This is a genomic window from Phormidium sp. FACHB-1136 (assembly GCF_014697375.1).
GTDB lineage: Bacteria > Cyanobacteriota > Cyanobacteriia > Phormidesmidales > Phormidesmidaceae > Nodosilinea.
This window is the reverse complement of the sequence record NZ_JACJRS010000033.1, coordinates 1-22,986: the sequence shown is the minus strand read 5'-3', so window position 1 is coordinate 22,986 and position 22,986 is coordinate 1. Positions and strand designations below refer to the sequence as shown.

At 55.8% G+C, this 22,986-nt stretch carries 20 protein-coding genes; 9 read left to right on the top strand and 11 right to left on the bottom strand.

Annotated features, from left to right (window positions below; genetic code table 11):
- Positions 1 to 10: 10 nt before the first annotated feature.
- The 3 genes from H6G62_RS11885 to pheA all read left to right on the top strand — a co-directional run bounded on the left by H6G62_RS11885 (position 11) and on the right by pheA (position 3,738).
- Positions 11 to 205: a heavy-metal-associated domain-containing protein gene (locus H6G62_RS11885; protein WP_190495340.1), complete on the top strand. Its 195-nt coding sequence runs from the start codon at positions 11 to 13 to the stop codon at positions 203 to 205.
- Positions 206 to 304: 99 nt separating this feature from the next.
- Positions 305 to 2,590, top strand: a complete 2,286-nt coding sequence (locus tag H6G62_RS11880) for a heavy metal translocating P-type ATPase (RefSeq protein WP_190495338.1) — start codon at positions 305 to 307, stop codon at positions 2,588 to 2,590.
- Positions 2,591 to 2,835: 245 nt separating this feature from the next.
- Positions 2,836 to 3,738, top strand: coding sequence for a prephenate dehydratase (gene pheA, locus H6G62_RS11875; RefSeq protein WP_190495337.1), 903 nt, complete (start codon positions 2,836 to 2,838; stop codon positions 3,736 to 3,738).
- 113 nt (positions 3,739 to 3,851) lie between these two features.
- Here pheA and H6G62_RS11870 read toward each other — a convergent pair whose 3' ends face one another.
- The 9 genes from H6G62_RS11870 to H6G62_RS11830 form a co-directional block, all read right to left on the bottom strand.
- Positions 3,852 to 4,493 carry an LON peptidase substrate-binding domain-containing protein gene (locus H6G62_RS11870; protein WP_190495335.1) on the bottom strand — a complete coding sequence of 214 codons (642 nt, stop codon included), beginning with the start codon at positions 4,491 to 4,493 and terminating at the stop codon, positions 3,852 to 3,854.
- 284 nt (positions 4,494 to 4,777) lie between these two features.
- Complete coding sequence (gene rpsJ, locus H6G62_RS11865; RefSeq protein ID WP_347239347.1) at positions 4,778 to 5,086, bottom strand: 30S ribosomal protein S10; 309 nt, start codon at positions 5,084 to 5,086, stop codon at positions 4,778 to 4,780.
- 118 nt (positions 5,087 to 5,204) lie between these two features.
- Positions 5,205 to 6,434 carry an elongation factor Tu gene (gene tuf / locus H6G62_RS11860; RefSeq protein WP_190495331.1) on the bottom strand — a complete coding sequence of 410 codons (1,230 nt, stop codon included), beginning with the start codon at positions 6,432 to 6,434 and terminating at the stop codon, positions 5,205 to 5,207.
- A 24-nt stretch (positions 6,435 to 6,458) separates the two neighbouring features.
- The gene (gene fusA / locus H6G62_RS11855; protein WP_190495329.1) at positions 6,459 to 8,534 is read right to left on the bottom strand and encodes an elongation factor G; all 2,076 of its coding nucleotides are present in this window, start codon (positions 8,532 to 8,534) and stop codon (positions 6,459 to 6,461) included.
- Positions 8,535 to 8,654: 120 nt separating this feature from the next.
- Positions 8,655 to 9,125 carry a 30S ribosomal protein S7 gene (gene rpsG, locus H6G62_RS11850; RefSeq protein WP_190495328.1) on the bottom strand — a complete coding sequence of 157 codons (471 nt, stop codon included), beginning with the start codon at positions 9,123 to 9,125 and terminating at the stop codon, positions 8,655 to 8,657.
- A gap of 185 nt (positions 9,126 to 9,310) precedes the next feature.
- The gene (gene rpsL, locus H6G62_RS11845; RefSeq protein WP_190495326.1) at positions 9,311 to 9,685 is read right to left on the bottom strand and encodes a 30S ribosomal protein S12; all 375 of its coding nucleotides are present in this window, start codon (positions 9,683 to 9,685) and stop codon (positions 9,311 to 9,313) included.
- Between the two features lie 279 nt (positions 9,686 to 9,964).
- The gene (locus H6G62_RS11840; RefSeq protein ID WP_190495324.1) at positions 9,965 to 10,336 is read right to left on the bottom strand and encodes an iron-sulfur cluster assembly accessory protein; all 372 of its coding nucleotides are present in this window, start codon (positions 10,334 to 10,336) and stop codon (positions 9,965 to 9,967) included.
- Positions 10,337 to 10,567: 231 nt separating this feature from the next.
- Positions 10,568 to 10,999 (bottom strand): phosphomannose isomerase type II C-terminal cupin domain, encoded by a 432-nt coding sequence (locus H6G62_RS11835; RefSeq protein ID WP_190495321.1) that lies wholly within the window; start codon positions 10,997 to 10,999, stop codon positions 10,568 to 10,570.
- A gap of 438 nt (positions 11,000 to 11,437) precedes the next feature.
- Positions 11,438 to 13,213, bottom strand: a complete 1,776-nt coding sequence (locus H6G62_RS11830; protein ID WP_190495319.1) for a phosphodiester glycosidase family protein — start codon at positions 13,211 to 13,213, stop codon at positions 11,438 to 11,440.
- A gap of 438 nt (positions 13,214 to 13,651) precedes the next feature.
- Between H6G62_RS11830 and gltB the strand changes: the two genes are divergently transcribed.
- Positions 13,652 to 18,331 (top strand): glutamate synthase large subunit, encoded by a 4,680-nt coding sequence (gltB, locus tag H6G62_RS11825; protein ID WP_190495318.1) that lies wholly within the window; start codon positions 13,652 to 13,654, stop codon positions 18,329 to 18,331.
- Between the two features lie 126 nt (positions 18,332 to 18,457).
- Entirely contained in the window at positions 18,458 to 18,790 is a 333-nt protein-coding gene (locus H6G62_RS11820) for a nucleotidyltransferase domain-containing protein (RefSeq protein WP_190495316.1), read from the top strand.
- A 31-nt stretch (positions 18,791 to 18,821) separates the two neighbouring features.
- Here H6G62_RS11820 and tumE read toward each other — a convergent pair whose 3' ends face one another.
- Positions 18,822 to 19,085, bottom strand: coding sequence for a toxin TumE (gene tumE, locus H6G62_RS11815; RefSeq protein ID WP_347239346.1), 264 nt, complete (start codon positions 19,083 to 19,085; stop codon positions 18,822 to 18,824).
- Positions 19,086 to 19,088: 3 nt separating this feature from the next.
- Complete coding sequence (gene tumA / locus H6G62_RS11810) at positions 19,089 to 19,319, bottom strand: antitoxin TumA (RefSeq protein WP_190495312.1); 231 nt, start codon at positions 19,317 to 19,319, stop codon at positions 19,089 to 19,091.
- A gap of 272 nt (positions 19,320 to 19,591) precedes the next feature.
- On the opposite strand from tumA, the gene H6G62_RS11805 reads away from it, so the two are divergent.
- The 4 genes from H6G62_RS11805 to H6G62_RS11790 all read left to right on the top strand — a co-directional run bounded on the left by H6G62_RS11805 (position 19,592) and on the right by H6G62_RS11790 (position 22,767).
- On the top strand, positions 19,592 to 20,008 hold the full coding sequence (locus tag H6G62_RS11805) for a HEPN domain-containing protein (RefSeq protein WP_190495310.1): 417 nt from the start codon (positions 19,592 to 19,594) through the stop codon (positions 20,006 to 20,008).
- Positions 20,009 to 20,307: 299 nt separating this feature from the next.
- Complete coding sequence (dnaN, locus tag H6G62_RS11800) at positions 20,308 to 21,996, top strand: DNA polymerase III subunit beta (RefSeq protein ID WP_190495308.1); 1,689 nt, start codon at positions 20,308 to 20,310, stop codon at positions 21,994 to 21,996.
- Between the two features lie 328 nt (positions 21,997 to 22,324).
- Positions 22,325 to 22,570: a DUF4258 domain-containing protein gene (locus tag H6G62_RS11795; RefSeq protein WP_190495306.1), complete on the top strand. Its 246-nt coding sequence runs from the start codon at positions 22,325 to 22,327 to the stop codon at positions 22,568 to 22,570.
- Positions 22,567 to 22,767: a DUF2283 domain-containing protein gene (locus H6G62_RS11790; RefSeq protein ID WP_190495304.1), complete on the top strand. Its 201-nt coding sequence runs from the start codon at positions 22,567 to 22,569 to the stop codon at positions 22,765 to 22,767. The genes H6G62_RS11795 and H6G62_RS11790 overlap by 4 nt, the downstream gene beginning before the upstream one ends.
- Positions 22,768 to 22,986: the final 219 nt, after the last annotated feature.

Sequence of the window (22,986 nt, the reverse complement as noted above, 5' to 3'; positions counted from 1 at the left end):
AGGTGTCGCGATGACGTTGGATTTTAAAGTTCCTAACCTAGCCTGTTCTGCCTGTGTAGAGGCCGTGACCAAGGCGGTGAAAGCGGTGGATGATGGGGCCGAAGTGGCAGCAGATCCGAAAACGAAGGAAGTCTCTGTGACCACTAGCGCATCCGAATCCGCGATTAAAGACGCCATTGTGGCCGCTGGTTATACCGTCGCTTAACCCAGGTCAGGAGGTCATTCGTTCCACCGACCGACTACGACCCAGACTTCTGATGCGCTGTGTCCATGTTTGCTGTGCCCATACGCTAGGAGAGCCGCCATGCTCACCCAACCGACCCAAACCACCCAAACCACCACCCAAACCTTCAAATTGCGGGGCATGAGCTGTGCCGCCTGTGCGGGCAGTGTGGAAGGTGCGATTCTGGCGGTGCCGGGGGTGGAAGCCTGCAACGTCAACTTTGGGGCCGAGCAGGCCGCTGTCACCTACGATGCCCAGGGGGTCACGGTGGCAGACATCCAGGCGGCGGTGGAGGCGGCGGGCTACGGTGCCCAACCCCTCAACGACAACGTGCTGGACTTTGACGACGAGGCCGACCGTCGGGAGCGGGAAGCCGAGCGGCGACAGTTCCTGCGGAAGGCGGTGTTTAGTCTGGGAATTGGGGCGATTTTAATCGTCGGGTCGCTGCCAATGATGACCGGGATTCCCATGCCCTTCATTCCCATGTGGCTCCATGCGCCCTGGTTTCAGTTTGTGCTGACCACTCCGGTGATGGTGTGGGCGGGGCAGTCGTTTTTTATCAACGCCTGGAAAGCCTTCAAACGCCGCACGGCCACGATGGATACCCTGGTGGCCGTGGGCACCGGAGCCGCCTATCTCTATTCTGTGGTGGTGATGCTGTTCCCCCAGCGGTTCCACAGCCACGGCGACATGGTGGAGGTCTACTTTGAGGTGGCCGCCGTCATCATCGCCATGATTTTGCTGGGGAATTTGCTGGAAAACCGAGCCAAGGGCCAAACCTCCGAGGCGATTCGCAACCTGATTGGCCTGCAACCGAAGACGGCGCGGGTGGTGCGCGGGGGCCAAACCCTAGACATCCCCATTACCGAGGTGATGCTGGGGGACATTGTGGTGGTGCGTCCCGGCGAAAAAATCCCGGTGGATGGCGAAATTTTGGAGGGCAGTTCCACCCTGGATGAATCCATGGTGACGGGGGAAAGCGTTCCGGTGCAAAAGGGCGCGGGCGACGAGGTGATTGGGGCCACCCTCAACAAAACGGGCAGTTTCAAGTTTCGGGCCACGCGGGTCGGCAAGGACACCTTTTTGGCCCAGATTGTTACCCTGGTGCAGCAGGCCCAGGGGTCGAAGGCTCCCATTCAGCGGGTGGCGGATCGGGTGACGGCCTGGTTTGTGCCCGTGGTGATGGCCATTGCGGTGCTGACCTTTGGGGTGTGGATGATGGCCACGGGCAACCTCACCATGGCGCTGACCACCACCGTGGGCGTGTTGATCATTGCCTGTCCTTGTGCGTTGGGATTGGCCACGCCGACCTCGATTATGGTGGGCACGGGCAAGGGGGCGGAACACGGCATTCTCATCAAAGGGGCGGATAGTCTGGAACTGGCCCACCGGATTCAGACCATTGTGCTGGACAAAACCGGAACCATCACCCAGGGCAAACCCACCGTGACAGACTATGTGACGGTGCGCGGCACAGCCCACGACAACGAACTGGCGCTGCTGCGGCTGGCGGCCTCCCTAGAGCAGTATTCCGAGCATCCCCTGGCCGAGGCGGTGGTGGCCTACGCCGAAACCCAGCAGGTTGGTCTAAGCGACGCCCAGGATTTTGAAGCCATGGCAGGCAGCGGCGTCCAAGGCTCTGTGGATGGGCGATGGGTACACATCGGCACCCATCGCTGGCTGCGGGAATTGGGCATCGCCACGGAGGCGCTTCAGGAACCCTGGGAACGGCTGGAATCCCAAGGCCGCACGGTGGTGTGGCTGGCGGTGGATAGCCAGGTGGAGGCCATTTTGGCCATTGCCGATGCGGTGAAACCCTCCTCTGTCCACGCCATCAGCCTGTTGCAACGGATGGGTTTAGAAGTGGTGATGCTGACCGGAGACAACCGCCGCACCGCCGAAGCCATTGCCCAGGAGGTGGTGATTAGCCGCGTCATCGCCGAGGTGCGCCCCGACCAAAAGGCGTCGGTGATTCAGGACTTGCAGCGGGAACAGAAAATCGTGGCCATGGTAGGCGACGGCATCAACGACGCCCCCGCCCTCGCCCAAGCTGATGTGGGCATGGCCATTGGCACCGGAACCGATGTGGCCATTGCCGCCAGCGACATCACCCTGATCTCCGGCGACCTCCACGGCATCGTCACCGCCATCCAGCTCTCCCGCGCCACCCTGCGGAACATTCGCCAAAACCTGTTCTTCGCCTTCATCTACAACGTCCTCGGCATTCCCATTGCAGCGGGGGTGCTCTATCCCCTAGTGGGCTGGCTGCTGAACCCCATCATTGCCGGGGCGGCGATGGCCTTTAGCTCCGTGTCCGTGGTCAGTAATGCCCTGCGGTTACGGAAGTTCAAACCCCGCCTCTCCTAATGCGATAATCCCAAGGATGACTCCAGCCCATCCTAGGGGCTACTGCTTATACACAAGGCTCTCTCTAAACTGGTGTTCCGATGGTTGATCCCCCCTAGCCCCCCTTAGCAAGGGGGGAACCGGACTCAAAGTCCCCCTTTTTAAGGGGGATTTAGGGGGATCTCCAAGGACTTACACCATGAAAACAAGACGTGTATAAACAGTAGCTCGGTCGCCTCATCCTGCCCAAACTCCTTGTGTCGCCTATGACGCTTACCCTCGCCTACCTCGGCCCCAAAGGCACCTACTCCCAATTGGCCGCCCTAGCCTACAGCCTCGAACTGGAACAGCAGCGTCAGGAATCCGTTATCCTGCGGGCCTTTCCCAGCATTCCCAAGGCCATGCAGGCCACCGCCACCGGGGAAACCACCCTCACCATCGTCCCGGTAGAAAATTCCATTGAAGGCGGTGTCACCACCACCCTCGATACCCTCTGGCGGCTAGAAACCCTGCGGGTGCATCGCGCCCTGGTCATGCCCATCCGCCACGGTTTTCTGTCCTACGCCTCTGGTCTAGACCACATTCAGACCGTCTATTCCCACCCCCAAGCTCTCTCCCAATGCCAAAACTGGCTAGAGCAACAGGTGCCCCAGGCTACCCTTGTTCCCACCAGTTCCACCACCGAAGCCCTTCAGCACCTGGCCGACAACCCCACCATCGCCGCCATCGCCTCCGAGTGGGCCGCCGAACTCTACGACCTGCCCATCCTCGCCCACGACATCAACGACCTAGCCGACAACTGCACCAAATTCTGGGTGCTTGGCCCACCGTATAGCCTCGTGGCCCCCGCCGCCGGAACCTACACCTCCCTGGCCTTCACCCTGCCCGTCAACGCTCCCGGTGCGCTGCTCAAGCCCCTCCAGGTCTTTTCCCACCACGCTATCAACCTCAGCCGCATCGAGTCCCGTCCTGCCAAGCGAGCCCTGGGGGATTACCTCTTTTTCGTCGATCTAGAGGCCGACTGCCATCAGGATAAAACCCTGCAAGCCATTCAAGAACTGAGCCAATGCACAGAACAACTGATGGATTTTGGCAGCTACGACCTTATTGCTGTGACCAGTAGCTTAACGGCAGCCAAGGCCAAGTACAGTGCCGATCAACCTAGGTAGTTGCCAACCTAGGCCACGAAATAGTTAGAAACCCCAGTAGACCACAACTCGCTTGGCGTCAACCCACGTAACTTAGTGCAATATCGCACGTTGGTAGGTTGAACTGGCTTCACTTACTCCAGCACTTCTTTGAGGGCGGTGCGGGCGGCCAAATGGTTACGGGTCGAGGTCAAAATTTCGACCTCACGCTCCAGCCTAGCTTCTGTATCATTCATTTCCAACAAGGATTGCTGCTCTAGCGCCACGCCATAGAGGTTGCTAGCCACCCAATAGGAGAGTTCCGTGGGCAGGGTCGGAATATTATCGGGTATCTCAATTTCCTGGCTGGTCAACTTAGCCGACAGTCTAACCACATCCCGCAGTAACCGATCCACATCCGAAGCCAAAGGAGCCAAGTTACCATTCGTGGGCGTATCCTCCAGCCACTCTACCAGGCCAACCCGATAGGGCTTCTCTCGCACATAACTCAACACTCGGAAGCGCTGCTGCCCAATGGTCAGAACCTTCATGCGATCATCGGGCAATCGCTGATAGTGCAAAATCTCAGCACAGCAGCCTACCTGCGCAGGCTCCCCCGTCGCCGGATCCAGCATCAATACCCCAAACCGCCGATCCCCTTGGAGCAGCGTATTCACCATAATTCGATAGCGAAATTCAAAAATGTGGAGGGGGAGATGCCTCCCAGGAAACAACACCAGTTCTGGCAAAGGGAACAGCGGTAGCTCCCGGACAGAAATTGATTCAGAGAATGCCATGGACTCCCCTATGGATCAAAATGTCTCTGTGCTCAGTGTCAGAACACTCAACACCGCTCAAGCGTAATACTTTTTAATATAATCTCTCTCTATCCTAACTCACCTATTGAGCAGAAAGTCGCCTTCCTAGTGAAGCTGTCCACCACCTTTTCCGATACCCAGACAAGTTTTTTTCAATAGCTAGGGCAACGGCAATAAAAACTCCCTCCATTCCAAAGGAAATAAAGGGAGCGACCTGTCAAAGGTAACGACTCGGAAGAGGTATGCGTGATCCCACGGTAAACCTACAGCTTCACCTCAATGTCAACTCCCGCAGGCAAATCCAGCTTCATCAGCGCATCAATGGTTTTAGGGGACGGCTGATAGATATCAATAATGCGGCGGTGGGTGCGGCTTTCAAAGTGTTCGCGGGAGTCCTTATCCACGTGGGGAGAACGGAGCACACAATAAATACGCCGCTTGGTGGGCAGAGGAATAGGGCCAATCGCGGTAGCGTTGGTGCGGTTGGCGGTATCCACAATTTTTTCGCAGGAGGTATCGAGCAGTCTGCGATCAAAAGCTTTGAGGCGAATGCGAATTTTTTGCTGCTGAATGGTGGCCATAGGGCTAACTCCAGTTAAGTTTTCAAGGTTCAACAAAAAGAAGAATCAAGAAGAACAAGGACAGGACAACATGACCCTGCCCTTGTCTTCTAACAGTAGGAACTAGACCCTACTTGATGATCTTGGACACAACACCCGCACCCACAGTACGACCACCTTCACGAATTGCGAAGCGCATACCTTCCTCAATGGCAACAGGGTTGATGAGTTCTACAGTCATTTTGATGCGGTCACCGGGCATAACCATTTCAGCTTCACCGCCATCATCGGCGGTAAACGCTTTGATGCTGCCCGTTACATCGGTGGTACGCACATAGAACTGAGGCTTGTAGCCAGGGAAGAAGGGAGTCTTCCGTCCACCTTCTTTCTCAGTCAGGATGTAGACTTCACCCTCGAACTGAGTATGGGGAGTAATGCTGCCGGGTTTGGCCAACACCATACCCCGCTCTACATCTTCCTTCTGGATGCCACGAAGCAGAAGACCAGCATTATCACCGGCTTGGCCTTGGTCAAGGCTCTTCTTGAACATTTCGATACCCGTGACCGTCGTGTTGCGGGTGTCACGAATACCTACCAGCTCAACCACATCGCCAACCTTGACGACACCGCGCTCAATCCGGCCAGTGGCCACAGTACCCCGACCCGTGATGGAGAACACGTCTTCAACGGCCATCAGGAAAGGCTTATCGACAGCACGCTCAGGAGTAGGAATGTACTCGTCAACGGTGTCCATCAGTGCCAAAATTTTGTCTACCCACGGGTTGTCGCCACGCTGGAGCTTAGGATTTGCGGTCAGGGCTTCTACAGCTTGCAGAGCTGAGCCAGGGGTGATGGGCAGGTCATCCCCAGGGAAATCGTAGGAGCTGAGCAACTCACGCACTTCCAGTTCTACCAGTTCCAGCAGTTCATCGTCATCCACCATGTCCTGCTTGTTGAGGAAGACGACTAGGCTGGGCACACCAACCTGGCGAGCGAGCAGAATGTGCTCACGGGTCTGGGGCATGGGGCCATCGGCGGCGGAGCACACCAGGATAGCGCCGTCCATCTGGGCGGCACCGGTGATCATGTTTTTCACATAGTCCGCGTGGCCGGGGCAGTCTACGTGGGCGTAGTGACGGGTTTCCGTTTCATACTCCACGTGGGCGGTGTTGATGGTAATCCCACGAGCTTTTTCTTCGGGGGCAGCATCAATTTCATCGTATTTACGAGCCTGAGCACCACCAACTGCCGCTAGAGCCATGGTGATAGCGGCGGTGAGGGTGGTTTTACCATGGTCAACGTGACCGATGGTGCCAATGTTAACGTGTGGTTTAGTCCGTACAAACTTTTCGCGTGCCATTTACGTTACGTGTCCTTTCTTTTTCTAAGCGTTCCCACTGTTTTTAGAGATAATGGCCTCAGCCACATTTCGAGGAACCTCGCCATAATGGCTAAACTCCATCGAAAAAATGCCCCGACCCTGCGTTTTAGAGCGGATGTCGGTAGCATAACCAAACATCTCAGCTAATGGGACATCGGCGGTAACCTTTGCAACACCAGCCTCAGACCCCATGCCTTCGATCTGACCACGTCGGGAGTTTAAGTCTCCCATGACATCGCCCAGAAAGTCTTCCGGAACTTCAACCTCGACCTTCATAACGGGCTCAAGAAGGACGGGAGATGCCTTCATGACGGCTTCTTTCATCGCCATCGACCCCGCGATCTTAAAGGCCATTTCCGAAGAATCCACCTCATGGTAAGACCCGTCGGTTAGTGTAACCTTTAAATCGATCACAGGATACCCAGCTAGGATACCAGATTCGCAGGCCTCTTTCATGCCTTGTTCGGCAGAAGGAATATATTCTTTTGGAATTGTTCCCCCTACGATCTTAGACACAAATTCAAATCCGCTGCTTTCTTCAGCAGGTTCAACCTCAACTACAACATGTCCGTACTGGCCTTTGCCGCCACTTTGGCGGATAAACTTACCCTCCGCTGCGGTTTTCTGGCGGATAGTCTCGCGGTAGGCCACTTGGGGCGCACCGATGTTGGCTTCCACCTTAAATTCCCGCAACATACGGTCTACGAGAATGTCGAGGTGCAGTTCTCCCATGCCCGCAATCACGGTTTGGTTGGTTTCGGGATCGGTGCTGACTCGGAAGGTTGGATCCTCCTCTGAAAGGGATTGCAGTGCCTTGGCAAGCTTATCCATGTCCTGTTTGGTCTTTGGTTCTACGGCCACAGAAATCACAGGCTCTGGCACAAACAAAGACTCTAGGATGATGGGATGTTCAGGCTCACAAATGGTGTCGCCTGTGAAGGTGTCCTTAAGGCCAATGGCGGCTCCTAGATCCCCGGCTCGTAACTCATCCACCTCGATACGATCATCGGCCTTGAGCACAATCAGACGGGAGATACGCTCCTTTTTGTCCTTGGTGGCGTTGTAGATGTAGCTGCCTTTTTTCAATACCCCGGAGTACACTCGCACAAAGGTTAGGCGACCATAGGGATCGGCCATAATCTTGAAGGCCAATGCGGCTAGGGGATCTTCGTCATTGGGGTGACGCTCGGCGGTGCTGCCGTCGGGTAAAAGCCCCTGGATAGCAGGTACATCGGGAGGGGCTGGAAGATAATCCACGACGGCATCCAGCAGGAGTTGAACGCCTCGATTTTTGAAGGCGGATCCACAAAGCACCGGGACGATATTGCCACTGACGGTTCCCTGGCGCAGGGCCGTAACAATGTCTTCAGGGGAAAAGTCTTCCCCTTCCAGGTACTTCTCCATTAGGCGATCATCCACCTCCGCCACCGCTTCCACGAGGCGCGTGCGGTATTCTTCAGCCACCTCCAGCAGATCGGCAGGGATCTCAGCATCCTCAACATCTTTACCGAGATCGTCATGGTAAATACGTGCCCGCATCGCCACTAGATCAATGAGCCCCTGGAAGTTGCCCTCGGAGCCAATGGGTACCTGAATCGCCACAGCATTCGCCCCAAGGCGATCCCGCAGTTGTTGATAGACCTTGAAAAAGTTGGCCCCGGTGCGATCCATCTTGTTGACGAAGGCAATGCGCGGCACCTTGTACCGATTCGCTTGCCGCCAAACGGTTTCAGACTGGGGCTGAACACCACCCACCGAGCAAAACACGGCAATCACCCCATCCAATACCCGCATGGAACGTTCGACCTCGATAGTGAAATCGACGTGGCCAGGGGTATCAATGATGTTGATTTGATGATCCCGCCAACTGGTGCTGATGGCGGCAGCGGTAATGGTAATTCCCCGTTCCCGCTCCTGCTCCATCCAGTCGGTTACGGCGGTGCCCTCATGGACTTCACCAATTTTGTGAACGATCCCAGAGTAGTAGAGGATACGTTCCGTTGTGGTGGTCTTGCCTGCATCAATGTGGGCGGCGATACCGATATTTCTAACCCGCTCTAGGGGCGTTGTCCGTGCCACAGCTACCTCCTGATTAGTATGGAGCTAGTTTATTAACCGCACTGTTTTTTCTCAACCAACCCCCATCGCCAGCCGCTTTCATCGTCTTAAACAGCCAACCAGCGATGGACAAACTGGGACTTAGTAGCGGTAGTGGGCAAAGGCCTTGTTGGCTTCGGCCATGCGGTGGGTTTCTTCGCGCTTACGAACAGCACCGCCAGTTTCGTTGGCGGCATCCATCAGTTCGTTAGCCAGTTTGATGGCCATGGATTTACCCGACCGTTGGCGGGAGAACTGGGTGAGCCAGCGCAAGGACAGGGCCACACCCCGCTCAGGGCGGACTTCCATGGGTACCTGATAGGTGGCACCCCCCACCCGACGAGCCTTCACCTCCACCAGGGGCGTGGTGTTGCGGACAGCCCGCTCGAATACTTCGAGGGGATCGCCACCACTGCGCTCCTTAATGATGTTGAACGCATCGTAGATGATGCGGTCGGCCAGGGAGCGTTTGCCGCTGGTCATCAAACGACGGCTCATCATAGTAATGAGGCGGCTGTTGTAGACCGAGTCGGGGGGAATCGGACGTTTTTGAATAACGGTACGGCGGGACATAACTTAATCTTCCGAAGTCTGTGGAACGTAATGATCGAGTTTAGAAGTAGGGAAAAGGCAGCCAAGGATGCTTTTCCCAGGCGTTAAGGGCAACCAGTCTAAAGGATTGAAGACCAAAACTTGCTTTCCAGACACGATGAACCGCTGCGACTAGCCACACCATTGCCGAAAGCTAGAATTCTGATCTACGCCTTGGGACGCTTAGCGCCGTACTTGGAACGTCCTTGACGACGATCCTTAACGCCAGCGGTATCTAGGGTGCCGCGAATGATGTGATAACGAACACCGGGAAGATCCTTAACCCGACCACCACGAATCATGACCACGGAGTGCTCTTGCAGGTTGTGACCAATGCCAGGAATATAGGCCGTGACCTCAAAGCCAGAGGTTAGGCGCACACGGGCCACCTTCCGCAGGGCCGAGTTCGGTTTCTTGGGGGTGGTGGTGTAGACACGGGTACATACCCCACGACGTTGGGGGCAGCTTTTTAGGGCAGGAGACTTGGTCTTTTTCTCGGTTTTCTGACGCTCACTCCGAATGAGTTGCTGAATCGTGGGCATAGATCAGGTGCTCTAGACGCTACAGTATGGCTAGTGATTTGAAAGTTTTCACAAGGGTCTAGCGTATCACTGTGAAGATGCTTTCGTCAATCTTGGTTTATGTTCGTAGCCATTCTCATTTTGGTACATTGGCCGTTCGCCCTGAGCTTGTCGAAGGGTGAACGAGCTTCGACAAGCTCAGCCTGAGCGGTCTTGCGTCAATGAGTCAAGTCATCTTGAGAATTGCGTTCGTTGAGGATGGCGCTGCCTCTGCGGTCACAGGTGAGCTAGGGGCCTCGTTTAGCGAGGATTTTCGGCCACGGTATGGCAGTCCTCGGCGACCGCATGGGTGGTGGTAGAAAAAGCGTTACCGCAGCCACAGGTCTGGCTGGCCTGGGGATTGACGAAGCGAAAGCCCCCGCCCATCAAATCCTCGGCGTAGTCAATGGTGAGGCCGTTGATAAGTCGCCCAATCGATTCGGCGATGACGATGTGAAGATCGCCCACTTGAAAGGTTACGTCCTTAGGATCGACGCCCTGGGCTGGGCTGAGGTCGTAAATCCACTCGGCACAGTCGCTCGGCTGGAGATGAATTCTCAAGCCATGGTGATTGGGGGACGATTGCAAAAGGCGCTGGATCTCTTGGGCGGCTGCGGGGCGCAGATGAATCATGGTGACGTGTGGACTAGGGGCTGATGGCCTACCAAAATTGGGCCGATCCTCAGACTATCACGCCAGCCGGAGGGCACTGATGGGCCAGCCGCTCCAGCCGATCCAGTCCTCCGAAATAAGTCCTCCTAAAAACGATGCCGACAGGTGAGACGCTGTCGGCAGGGGGTCTTAATCGTGTAGCTCAGTTCTCGTTAGGGATCCCATTGGGGATCTAGGTGACGAGAAATGGGCTTACTTCGCCTTTTCGCCTGCACGGGCATAATCGTCGTGGAAGCGCACGATGTCGTCTTCGCCGAGGTATTCGCCGTTTTGCACTTCAATCAGCACGAGGGGAATGACGCCAACGTTTTCTAGACGGTGTTGGGTGCAGGGGGGCACATAAGTAGATTGGTTAGTGGAAAGCAGGATTTCCTGCTCGGCACAGGTGACCTTGGCCGTGCCGGAGACCACAATCCAGTGTTCGCTGCGGTGGTGGTGCAGTTGCAGGCTGAGGCGATGACCGGGCTTCACTTCAATGCGCTTAATTTTGTAGCCCCGGCCCTCTTCGAGCACGGTGTAGGAACCCCAGGGGCGCTGGCCCGTTTCGGCAATATCTTTCTCTTTGCCATTGCTACTGGCGAGGGTTAGGGTAGCGGCCTGGATGGACTCTTCTAGCTTAGGCATAGTGATGATGGTCTCCTAGATTATGGATGAGGTAACGGTTTCAATAGGACTGTGGCTGTAGGCTTAAACAGGACTTGACCTGACATAAGGTTCCCATGTTGATGCAAGATACCCCCCGCACATCCACTGGAATAATTGGTTGATGGTAGCAACTCTTGGGAGATAGGCCGATTGGAAACTCGTGAACACTACGGAAGAAACCGACGAGTTTGGGGCTGATTCACAGATATTAGTAACTGGCCATCGGGGAAATTTCCCATGCTTGGAGCCTAGTTTAGCAATCCCTCCTTGGGGCGCAAGGGTGTAGACAGAAGGATCCCTGAAACTATACCGACTCTTCAAATGGTTGAAGCAACAGAGAGGGGAAAGCAACCAAGAAGTAATGCCCTAGGAGGAGCCTTCCGAATTTCTGTTGGGGCGTGGGGCATCCATCTTCCATCAGGGCAAAAATAGGCCAATGCCGTTGTTGACGCGGGCGGCGGTGCGGGGGTGACGGTTAATGAGTCGTCCCCCCAGGTAGAGGCTGGCGGAACTGCCGCCATCGAGGTTGAGGGCATCGACGCTGCCGAGTTGGGCCATGATTTGGGCGGTTTCGGCCAGGGTAGGGCCGGAGCCAGCAGGGCTGTTATGGATGGCAACCAGCAGGAGATCCCCGTTCGCCGTGTGGCCGATGGCGCTGCGGGGGGCGGCTTGGCTGGCAAAGGCGCTCCCGAATTGCTCTAGGGCGGCATCCAGGACAATGCCTCGGTTCCGAATCAACAGCGGGCCACCACCGACGATATGGGGAAAGGGGGAAAGGCTAGCGGGGAGGAAGTCGGATTGAATCGTGACAGCGGTGCCAGAAGTCAGGGCGGGGGCGGGGGTATCGTAGGCACGTAGAGCGAGGATATAGCCGTCTTGTGGGATGGGCACGGCCATCTCGCCAGTGACCGACTGTTGACCGACTACCTGCTGATTTCGCACGGTGATAATGCGTTCCGACTCGGTGATGGGGCGATAGGTGCTGCCCCAGGCAGGGGTGTAGAGGCCCATTCCGGCTTGCACATATCCGCTGTTGATGGCCTGAATGGGATAACTTTGGCCGTTCCCCGTCCGCAGGGTTTGTCGCAGCGTTAGTCGATCCATCTGCACCTGGCCGTTGCCCCAGCCCACCACCCCACGACCGAGGATGGGGCCGGAAATCCAGTCGTTGCTGTAGCGGACGGCTCCCAACGGATATTGATTATTGCGGTTGAAAAATCCGGCATTGATGGCCGCTGTGGCCTGCCAGCGCTGGGCCATGGTTTGTAGGGGGGCGGTTCCCGTTGCCGTTGTAGGATCCGTCCAGATCGGTCGCAGGGTGGTTTGGGCCTCCCGGCTACTGAGTTGGAGCCAGTAGACGGGTAAGGTTTTGGTGCCGACCGTGAAATACTGTTGTCGCCAGCGCAGACCTGGTGCCCAGAGAATATCCAAGGGCCGCAAATGATCCGTGCGCACATCCACCACCACCCGGTGGGGATTGGCGAGGGTGAATAGCACCGGGCGGGCGTTGGCATTGGGGATGGGCAGGGTGATCTGGGTGGATTGCCCCGCTGGGGTGATTTGCGCCGGGGTCTGACCACTGGGCGGACGGGCGACGGATTGGGCCACGGCAGAGGTGACAGTAGCGGCGAGAGTGACGGTGACAGATCCCCCGGTTTCGTTAATTTGAGCCACGGTTGGCCCAGAGACATCAATCACCCAACGCTGGCCCCAGGGCTGATTGCCGGAACGCAGGGCGGTGATTTGGGTGGTGGGTACCGTGAGGTTTAGGGTTTGTCCCTGTACCGTGGCCGTCCATCCATGGGTAGTTTGCAGCGGCGCGAGGTCAAGGTAGCGGTAGCCACCCTGCACCCACACGCTGAGGACGGTCGGGGTTTGACTGCTGGAAAACCACTGCACGGGTTGGCGCTGGGAATCGTTGCTATTGAGTAGCGTTATTCCCAAGTGATCCGTCAGACCGTAATCCGCGAGGCCAATTCGGCCATCCTGCTGCATCCAGGGGACAGATACACTAACGCCATTGATGCTGACGCGATTACCCGTGGCGCGAACCGCTTGAGCAATGGGAGTAGGATCGATGGAAGCCTGAGCGATGGGAGCGTCAGCCTTGAGCGAATCGGGGGAGGTTGCGGCGGCGCTGTGGATGATGGCTGGATGGGCCAAACCGATCAGGAGGCCAGTTAGCAGGAGCACAGGAAAACCGATACGGGGCGATGGCGTCATGGAAAACCGACTCTCTTGGGGGACTGGGTGAAGACTGGATGAAGATGGGCATCGGGCACGGTGGGCTCATCCATTATCGAACCTTGACCCAAGGAGATGCTAAGGTCTGTAAACTACTGATAAAGTCTGTAAGTTATGGGCAAGGGAGGGCGATCTTTTCGGCTCCGCTTCTCTCAACTCCCCATGACGGTGTTAAAGCGGTTTAGGTGCCGGGGCTGGATGGTTTATCATACGGATCCTGCTATGCCTCTATGACACCACCGCCTCGGCCTTCGTAAGGCTGATTGACTTCGTAAGGCTGATTGAATTGTCCAAGGTTTCGCCCGTGATGCAGTCAATTCTTTGATGGATTGGCTCACTCTTTGACCGCTTGTTTCAGACCTATCCCCTCGCTTGACCTGCTATCCCATGGGACATACACCTGTGAACCACTCGCATCCATCGCTGCCTCAATCCTCTGCTCCTTGGCCCAACTGGGGGCCGAAATCCATTGTGGAAGAGCGGGATGCTTGTGGCGTTGGCTTTTTGGCCGATCAGCAGAATCGGGCCAGCCATGATCTAGTCGCCAGAGCCTTGGCAGCGTTGGACTGCATGGAACACCGGGGCGGTTGCTGTGCCGACCAGGATTCTGGCGATGGGGCTGGGGTGATGACGGCAATTCCCTGGGCGATTTTGCAGACCTGGGCGTCAGAATCGGGCAAAGCGGCTCTCAACCCAGATCAGACGGGCGTGGGGATGATCTTTTTGCCCCAGTACGAGGCCGCAGCGACTCTGGTGCGGGAGACCTTCGAGCGTGTCATCAAAGATGAGGGACTGACCCTCGTGGGCTGGCGGCAGGTGCCCGTTACTCCTGATGTTCTGGGTGCGTTGGCCAAACAGTTCCAGCCCCACATCGAACAGTTGGTGGTGGCTTCGGAGTCGGCCACGGGCGAAGACCTAGAACGCAAGCTTTATCTGGTGCGGCGGCAGGTGCTCCAAGCAGTAGCCCAACTGAAAACGGGTGGTACGCTCCCCGCTGAGCAAGTGCAGGCTCTAGGCGACTTCTATGTCTGCTCCTTCTCCTGCCGCACGATTGTGTACAAGGGCATGGTGCGCTCTTCGGTGCTGGCTTCGTTCTACAACGACCTCACCAACCCCGCCTACGTCAGTGCCTTTGCGGTGTATCACCGTCGCTTTAGCACCAACACCATGCCCAAGTGGCCCCTGGCTCACCCCATGCGGCTGCTGGGCCATAACGGCGAAATCAATACCCTGGTGGGCAACGTCAACTGGATGATGGCACGGCAGGCGGATCTGGCCAACGAGGTGTGGGGCGACCGGGTGGAAATGCTGAAGCCCATCGTGAATTTGGACAACAGCGACTCCGCCAACCTCGACAACGTGATGGAGATGCTGGTGCGCTCAGGCCGCACGCCCCAGGAAGCCCTGATGATCATGGTGCCGGAAGCCTACAACAACCAGCCCGCCCTCGATCAATATCCCGAAATTACCGATTTTTACGAATACTACAGCGGCCTGCAAGAACCCTGGGATGGGCCTGCGCTGGTCGTCTTCAGTGACGGTCATCAGGTGGGGGCAACGCTGGATCGCAACGGCCTGCGTCCAGCCCGCTATGTGGTTACCAAAGATGGTCTGCTGATGGTGTCTTCGGAAGCCGGGGTGCTGGATGTGGCCGCCAGCGACATCGTGGAAAAGGGGCGGCTTGGCCCCGGTCAGATGATCGCGGTGGATCTGGATACCCAGGAAATTCTGAAAAACTGGACACTGAAGCAGCGGGTGGCCCATCGCCATCCCTACGGCGACTGGCTGAAGACAAACCGCAAAGAGATTTCGCCCCAGTTGTTCGCCGAAGACAGCCTCTACGATGGCGCAGCCCTGCTGAAGCAGCAAAACGCCTTTGGCTACACCGTCGAGGATGTGGACATGATCATCCAAGACATGGCGGCCCAGGCCAAGGAGCCCACCTACTGCATGGGCGACGACATTCCCCTGGCGGTGCTGTCCGAAAAGCCCCACCTGATCTACGACTACTTCAAGCAGCGCTTTGCCCAGGTGACGAACCCCGCCATCGACCCCCTGCGGGAGCGGTTAGTGATGTCGCTGACCACCCAACTGGGGGCACGGGGCAATTTGCTAGACGAAAAGCCGGAATACGCTCGTCTGCTGAAGCTGGAAAGCCCGGTGATCAACGAAGTCGAACTTAACCAAATCCACCAGTCCGGCTTTGACACCGCCACCCTGTCCACCCTCTACACCCTGGCCGCTGGCCCTGGGGATTTGGCCAAGGCGGTGGATGCCCTCTGTGAGCAGGCCGACCAGGCCGTGAAGGCGGGCAAGACCATCCTGGTACTGAGTGATCGTGTAGACGCTAACGGCAACCCCACTACCCTCAGCGCTGATACCACCTACATTCCGCCCCTGCTGGCCGTGGGGGCCGTCCACCATCACCTGATTCGCAACGGCCTGCGGATGCACACCTCCCTGGTGGTGGATACGGCCCAGTGCTGGAGCACCCACCACTTCGCCTGTTTGATTGGCTATGGGGCCAGTGCCGTGTGCCCCTACCTGGCGCTGGAATCGGTGCGCCACTGGTGGTCGGACAGCCGCACCCAAAAGCTGATGGAAAGCGGCAAGCTGCCTGTGTCCACCCTCAACGGTGCCCAGGACAACTACCGTAAGGCTGTGGATGCGGGGCTGCTGAAGATTCTCTCCAAAATGGGGATCTCGCTGATTACCAGCTACCAAGGGGCACAGATTTTCGAGGCCATCGGCATTGGCGAAGACCTGCTAGAACTGGCCTTCCGGGGTACGACCTCGCGGCTGGGGGGCCTGTCCATCGCGGATTTGGCCCAGGAAACCATGAGCTTCCACCAGCGGGCCTTCCCCGAGGTGGCCAAGCGCCTGCAAAACATGGGCTTTGTGCAGTCTCGGCCCAGCGGCGAGTACCACATGAACAACCCGGCCATGACCAAGCTGCTGCACAAGGCCGTGGCGGATCGCCAGTACGACCACTACGAACTGTACAAACAGCAGCTTGAGAATCGTCCCCTCACCGCCCTGCGCGATTTGTTGGATCTCCAGAGCGACCGTCAGCCCATTCCGCTGGAACAGGTGGAGTCGGTGGAGTCGATCATGAAGCGGTTCTGCACCGGGGGCATGTCCCTAGGGGCGCTGTCCCGCGAGGCCCACGAGGTGCTGGCCATCGCCATGAACCGCATCGGCGGCAAGTCCAACTCCGGTGAGGGCGGCGAAGATCCGGTGCGCTTCAACGTGCTGAAGGATGTGGATGGTGAGGGGAATTCTCCCACCTTCCCCCACCTGCGCGGCCTGAAAAACGGTGACACCGCCAGTTCCGCCATCAAACAGGTGGCCTCCGGTCGCTTTGGGGTGACGCCGGAATACCTGATGCACGCCAAGCAGATTGAAATTAAGCTGGCCCAGGGGGCAAAACCCGGTGAGGGGGGCCAACTGCCCGGTAAAAAGGTCAGCCCTTACATTGCTATGCTGCGGCGGTCGAAGCCTGGGGTTTCGCTGATTTCGCCGCCGCCCCACCACGACATCTACTCCATCGAAGACCTGGCCCAGCTCATCTTTGACCTGCACCAGATCAACCCCAGGGCGGGCGTTTCCGTGAAGCTGGTGTCTGAGGTGGGTATCGGCACCATCGCGGCGGGGGTCGCCAAGGCCAACGCCGACATCATCCAGGTCTCCGGCCACGATGGCGGCACGGGTGCTTCGCCCCTCAGCTCGATCAAGCACGCCGGGGTGCCCTGGGAACTGGGCCTGACGGAAGTTCACAAGGTGCTGCTAGACAACCAACTGCGTGACCGCGTCACCCTGCGCGTGGATGGCGGCCTGAAGACGGGCTGGGATGTGGTGATGGGTGCCCTGATGGGGGCCGAGGAATTCGGCTTTGGCTCCATCGCCATGATTGCCGAGGGCTGCATTATGGCTCGCGTCTGCCACACCAACAACTGCCCCGTCGGCGTCGCCACCCAGAAGGAAGAACTCCGCAAGCGGTTCACGGGCGTTCCTGAGCACGTCGTCAACTTCTTCTTCTACATTGCCGAAGAAGTGCGCTCCCTGCTGGCACGGCTGGGCTATGCCAACCTGGTGGATATCGTCGGTCGCTCCGACCTGCTGAAGCCCCGCGACGGTGCAAAACCCGCCAAAACCCAGTCCCTGCATTTGGAGACCCTGATCAACCTGCCCGACGTGCGCCAAGACCGGAGCTGGCTCACCCACGAAGCCGTTCACAGCAACGGCCCCGTGCTGGATGACACCATCCTGGCCGATGCCGAGGTGCAGCAGGCGATCCACAACCAGGGCACCGTGGCCAAGAGCTACAAAGTCATCAACACCGACCGCACCGTGGGCGCACGGGTGGCGGGGGTGATTGCCGACAAGTACGGTAACTCTGGCTTTGAGGGCCAACTGAACCTCACCTTTGAGGGCAGCGCGGGCCAGAGCTTCGGCGCGTTTAACCTGCCGGGGATGACCCTCACCCTAGTTGGCGAGTCGAACGACTACGTGGGCAAGGGCATGAACGGCGGTGAACTGGTGGTGAAGCCCCCCGTAGACATCACCTACGACCCCTCCGAGAACGTGATTATCGGCAATACCTGTCTCTACGGCGCAACTGGGGGCACTCTGTATGCCCTAGGCCGCGCTGGGGAACGCTTTGCCGTGCGTAACTCCAAGGGGCAAGCGGTGATTGAAGGCGCTGGCGACCACTGCTGCGAATACATGACGGGCGGCACCGTGGTTGTGCTTGGCCCTGTGGGTCGCAACGTGGGTGCGGGGATGACCGGGGGCTTGGCCTACTTCCTGGACGAAGACGGTAACTTCCCCACCCTGGTGAACCCGGAAATCGTCAAGGTGCAGCGGGTGATTACTCCGGCTGGGGAGGCCCAGTTGAAGGCGCTGATTGAGGCCCACGTCGCCCATACGGGCAGCGCCAAGGGCCAGCGCATCCTCGACAACTGGAGCGAGTATCTGCCCAAGTTCTGGCAGGTGGTGCCCCCCTCCGAGGCCGACAGCCCAGAGGCCAATCCGGCGGAAAAGGTGCTGAGTTCGGCCCAGTCCTAAATCGCAGATAACGAGCCCCCCGGTTTTTTCAAGAAGCTGGGGGGCTGATTCACGGAGGCAGTGCAATATGATGATCTGGATTTGATCAGGGGCTATCATGCCATTATTGCCATCCTCCACTGGCCTATGCCCTTACCCCCAACCTCAGTTCCCTGGCTCCAGGTGATGACGGATCGCATCGTTCAGCAGTTCGATCCCCTTAAAATTATCCTATTTGGCTCCTATGCCAGGGGAGAAGCGACGGCAGATAGCGACATTGATCTGCTGGTCGTGCTTTCTGCGTTAACACACAAACGGGAAACGACCATTGCTATCCGAAACATTTTGGCCGATCTACCTATCGCCAAGGATATTGTGGTAACAACCCCCGTTGAGATTGCTGAGTATGGGGATTTAGTTGGCCCAATTCTCAGACCTGCTCTCCGGGAAGGCAAGGTGATCTATGAGCGAGATGAATAAAAGCCTCCTAGTCGTCGCGCCTCAAACGGTGTCAACGTAAATAGCGGTTGGCTTCTTGCAGAACTTGGGCAAGCTCTGGCTTATCGGTGGCAACCACGTTATCAGGTAGGTGTTTGTGATGGGGAAAACTCGCTAGGTCGGGGAAATGGGGGGTGCTGTCGTAACGGAAGATGAGTTGGTGATTTTTATCTTGGAAATGATAGGGATAGTCAAGCTGCGTAACTTGGCCATCAATCACCCGCAGCGCCTCACTAACGGCTAGCAAATATTTGGCCTGGAAATGTAAGCGATCAATCTCTCACGCGACATATTGCAGCCGTTGGCCTAGCTCTTGATAGAGACCTAGGTATTGTTGATAGAGACCTGCCCACTCCACAAGGTCTTCGTCGTCGCTGGTGTTGCCCTGGCTGTATTGGCTGAAGAATTCGGAGGAATCCATCTGGTATTGCAGCTCATAGGTTGTGAGCTGCTTGGCTAAGGCAATGAGGGCATCGAGGGGGTTGGTGTATTCGATGATTTGCTTTCGCATCGACCATACCAAATCTAGTTTCAGTCTATTGTGGCAGATTGCCCTTGCGCCATACCTTACCCCAGCCCACAGGGGGCAGGTAACCGTTCACATCCCCCCTCTCCTTGAACGAGAGATCAAGGGTTATAGCGATTTAGCCAGGGGGGGAGTGAATCATTACGATCTACCTATCGCCAAGAATATTGTGGTAACCACCCCCGTTGAGATTGCTGAGTATGGGGATTTAGTTGGCCCAATTCTCAGACCTGCTCTCCGGGAAGGCAAGGTGATCTATGAGCGAGATGAATAAAATCCTCGTTGAGACTCGCCGTTGGCTGGCCTATGCTCAGCGGGATTTCACCGCTGCACAAGCCCTGGCACGGGAAGGGGATAGGTTTGCTCCACAGATTTGCGTTTTGTCCCAACAGGCTGCTGAAAAAAGCTTAAAAGCAGCTCTAATTTTTCTCCAAATAGAGTTTCCGTTTCGCCACGATCTCGAACTTCTCGCCTCACTTTTCCCAAAAAACTTGGTCTGTAGTCAACTCACGAACCTTCCAAGATTGACAGAATGGACTGTGGAAAGCCGCTACCCTAGCAGACTAGAAGAGCCAACCCTAGAGGATGCCCAGACTGCATTGGAACTGGCTCAGGAAGTGCTGTCATCCGTCCAAGCTGATTTGGTACAGCAGGGTTTTTCGCTATCGCCCTAGGTCAAGAACAGGGGATGGCCTAGCGCAAAGCGTAATCCTTGCTGGTCAATAACTGGATCTATTGCGCTAGAGCTAGTTCTGGAGCGAGTATCTACCCAAGTTCTGGCAGGTGGTTCCCCCTCCGAGGCCGACAGCCCAGAGGCCAATCCGGCGGAAAAGGTGCTGAGTTCAGCCCAGTCCTAAATCGCAGATAACGAGACCCCCGGTTTCTTCAGGAAGCCGGGGGCTGCATAATGGGAGGAGTACAGTAGCATCGTTTCCCTAGCGGCCCGCTGCCCTTCGACATGGGTTAACCCGCCATGAGGTTTAGCTGTCTCCAGAGCGAACTCAATCATCATTTGTCCTTGGTGAGCCGAGCGGTGCCCTCGCGTCCAAGTCGGCCTGTCCTCGGCAATATTTTGGTGATGGCGGACGCAAAACAGCAAACCGTCACCTTAGTCGCCTCTGATGAGGTGTTGGGGATAGAGAGTCGCTTTCCGGCGGAGGTTGAAGCCCCTGGAAACCTGACATTGCCCGCTAAGCTCTGGGGAGATCTGATCTCTCGATTGCCCAATGAAGCGGTACACATTGAAGCTGATGTCGATGAGACAACGGTCATCATAACCAGTAGCCCAGGGCGCTACAAAATTCGGGGACTTGGTGCTGAGGATTATCCTTCTCTTCCAACGGTGGAGGACGGGGATGCGGTGTCTCTATCGGCGGAGTCACTTCTGTATGGGCTGGAAAGGTCTCTATTTGCTGTAAGTAATGATGAAACCAAGCAGGTCTTGACTGGGGTTCATTGGCTATCGGATGAAGATACCCTCAAATTTGTGGCCACTGATGGCCATCGATTAGCGGAAGTACAAATGGTGGATAGAACGGGCAAGCTGATCCCACCAATGAAGATGACGATACCCGCTAAGGCTCTGCGGGAACTAGCGCATACGATTAAAGCCCATACTTTTACTGGGATAGTTCAGGTTCGCTGGGATGACACCCAAGTCCTGTTTGATCTGGGTGGTCTTCACGAGCTGACTACGAGATTGCTGGAGGGGCAATATCCCAACTATCGGGATTCGTTTCCGAAGCCGAAGAAATTGACCCGTCACATCATTCTTAATCGGGATGAACTCATCAAAAGCCTGAATCGGATAGCTGTGCTGACAAGCCCCAAGGACGGCATTGCCAAATTCTCATTGAACAGCGTAGTCCAGCGAGTGAATCTATCGGTAGAAGTCCAGGGAGTAGTAAGAGGGCGTGAGGACTTAGCGGCCCAAATGATGGGTGACGACCTAGACATTGCCTTTAATATTAGCTATCTGCTGGATGGATTGAAAGCGTTTAATAGTCAACAGGTGCAAATGAGGTGTAGCACGGCCACAAGTCCTGCAATATTAAGTCCTCTCGGAGATGCCAACATTATCTATTTGGTAATGCCTGTGCAAATCCGTAACGGAGAACCAGAGGATCTAGATGACGAAAATTTAGAAGATCTGGAAAATGAAGAGCTAGAAGATCTGGAGAACGAAAACTTAGACAAGCTTGACTTGGATGAGGCTGACTGGCTAGAAGCCATCGAAGTCGCTGACCTTGAAGATGAAAGAGAAAAAGATTTAAAGTTAGTCGTCATTCGCGAAGGCCAAGCTGCATTCAGGGAAAACTTACTTTCTGCCTATGATGGTCGGTGTGCAATCACAGATTGTTCGGTCAAAGATGTTCTAGAGGCGGCTCATATTGTTCCCTATCTAGGCGTGAAAACCAATCACCTGTCAAATGGGCTGATTTTAAGATCCGACTTGCATAAGCTATTTGACTCATTCAAGATTGCTATCAACCCAGACACGCTCATAGTTTGCGTAGCTCCAGAGCTGATGGAAACCGAGTATCGTGAATTGAATGGGAAGCCGCTTAGGAAAGTGCGTCCTAAATATCCACCCGTAAGCGAGAGTGCTTTAAGGCATCACTTTAATCAATGCTTGTGGATCAAATCTCCAAATAGTTGTTAGTGGACAACACTATAGTGGTTCTCGTTGGCATAAGGTACGTACAGAGACCTAAAACCCTTGTCTGGAAAGGTTCCTGCTGTACTTCATTCGTTCAGGAACCGCTATAGAATAGAGAGCATTATATTTGTCTAGAAGCGTATTCAGAATATTACCTTTACCTAGGCTAAGATGAGAAGAAAACTTGCTAGCAGAAAAGGATTTTCTCAGCATTGCCTAAATGCTAAGGGACAAGCTATCGCCCCCTACGAAGCCGAAATGGATACCATCGTCGCCCAACCCTACGGCCTCACCGACGCAGAACTTGCCATTATTGGAGGGAGGGATAACTATGAATGAGTTTGAACTCTCTGATCACGCTCGATTCCAGATGAAGGAGCGAAATATTCAACCATCTTGGTTGACAGAAACCCTTTCTAACCCTGATCAGATTTTGCTCCTTGCCGACTCTCACGGCAACACCCACTATCTAAAGCAGATTCCAGAGTTTGGCCATCGATGGTTGCGCGTAGTGGTTAACCCTAACATTTTTCCCAACCGAGTAATCACGCTGTTTTTCGACAGGAGGCTAAAATGAAACTAACCGTTCATAAAGATGATGATGCCCTATCCCTGCGCCTAGACGATACGGCCATCATCGAGTCTGAAGAAGTCAGTGAAGGTATTATCTTGGATTACAACGCAGAAGGAAAGGTCGTTGGCATCGAAGTTCTTTACATCAGTCAACGTAGCCCTAATTCCTGGCAACAAATCTTGCTAGAAACAACCGCCTAATCTTAGGCGATTCCCATTATCTCTACCTTCTGAGAGAAAGTAGACGTTATGAAACAAACTGAAATCAGAAAAAATGGCTACAAAGCTCTGATAGATTCCCTAGGTATCGTTGGTAAGCTGTTAGTCATCTAAACTGCGTATAATACATTAAAATTCTGGAATAAGCCATGGGAGTCAGAAACTATCTAACGTCAGAGGAAAAGCAAGAGCTTCAGAAGC

Coding starts and splice junctions, on each gene's coding strand:
- H6G62_RS11795 (WP_190495306.1), top strand. CDS start 22,325: ATGAATGAGTTTGAACTCTCTGATCACGCTCGATTCCAGATGAAGGAG.
- rpsG (WP_190495328.1), bottom strand. CDS start 9,125: ATGTCCCGCCGTACCGTTATTCAAAAACGTCCGATTCCCCCCGACTCG.
- rpsL (WP_190495326.1), bottom strand. CDS start 9,685: ATGCCCACGATTCAGCAACTCATTCGGAGTGAGCGTCAGAAAACCGAG.
- tuf (WP_190495331.1), bottom strand. CDS start 6,434: ATGGCACGCGAAAAGTTTGTACGGACTAAACCACACGTTAACATTGGC.
- H6G62_RS11880 (WP_190495338.1), top strand. CDS start 305: ATGCTCACCCAACCGACCCAAACCACCCAAACCACCACCCAAACCTTC.
- tumA (WP_190495312.1), bottom strand. CDS start 19,319: ATGCGAAAGCAAATCATCGAATACACCAACCCCCTCGATGCCCTCATT.
- H6G62_RS11835 (WP_190495321.1), bottom strand. CDS start 10,999: ATGCCTAAGCTAGAAGAGTCCATCCAGGCCGCTACCCTAACCCTCGCC.
- H6G62_RS11805 (WP_190495310.1), top strand. CDS start 19,592: ATGAGCGAGATGAATAAAATCCTCGTTGAGACTCGCCGTTGGCTGGCC.
- H6G62_RS11885 (WP_190495340.1), top strand. CDS start 11: ATGACGTTGGATTTTAAAGTTCCTAACCTAGCCTGTTCTGCCTGTGTA.
- gltB (WP_190495318.1), top strand. CDS start 13,652: ATGGGACATACACCTGTGAACCACTCGCATCCATCGCTGCCTCAATCC.
- H6G62_RS11790 (WP_190495304.1), top strand. CDS start 22,567: ATGAAACTAACCGTTCATAAAGATGATGATGCCCTATCCCTGCGCCTA.
- dnaN (WP_190495308.1), top strand. CDS start 20,308: ATGAGGTTTAGCTGTCTCCAGAGCGAACTCAATCATCATTTGTCCTTG.
- pheA (WP_190495337.1), top strand. CDS start 2,836: ATGACGCTTACCCTCGCCTACCTCGGCCCCAAAGGCACCTACTCCCAA.
- H6G62_RS11870 (WP_190495335.1), bottom strand. CDS start 4,493: ATGGCATTCTCTGAATCAATTTCTGTCCGGGAGCTACCGCTGTTCCCT.
- H6G62_RS11820 (WP_190495316.1), top strand. CDS start 18,458: ATGCCCTTACCCCCAACCTCAGTTCCCTGGCTCCAGGTGATGACGGAT.
- H6G62_RS11840 (WP_190495324.1), bottom strand. CDS start 10,336: ATGATTCATCTGCGCCCCGCAGCCGCCCAAGAGATCCAGCGCCTTTTG.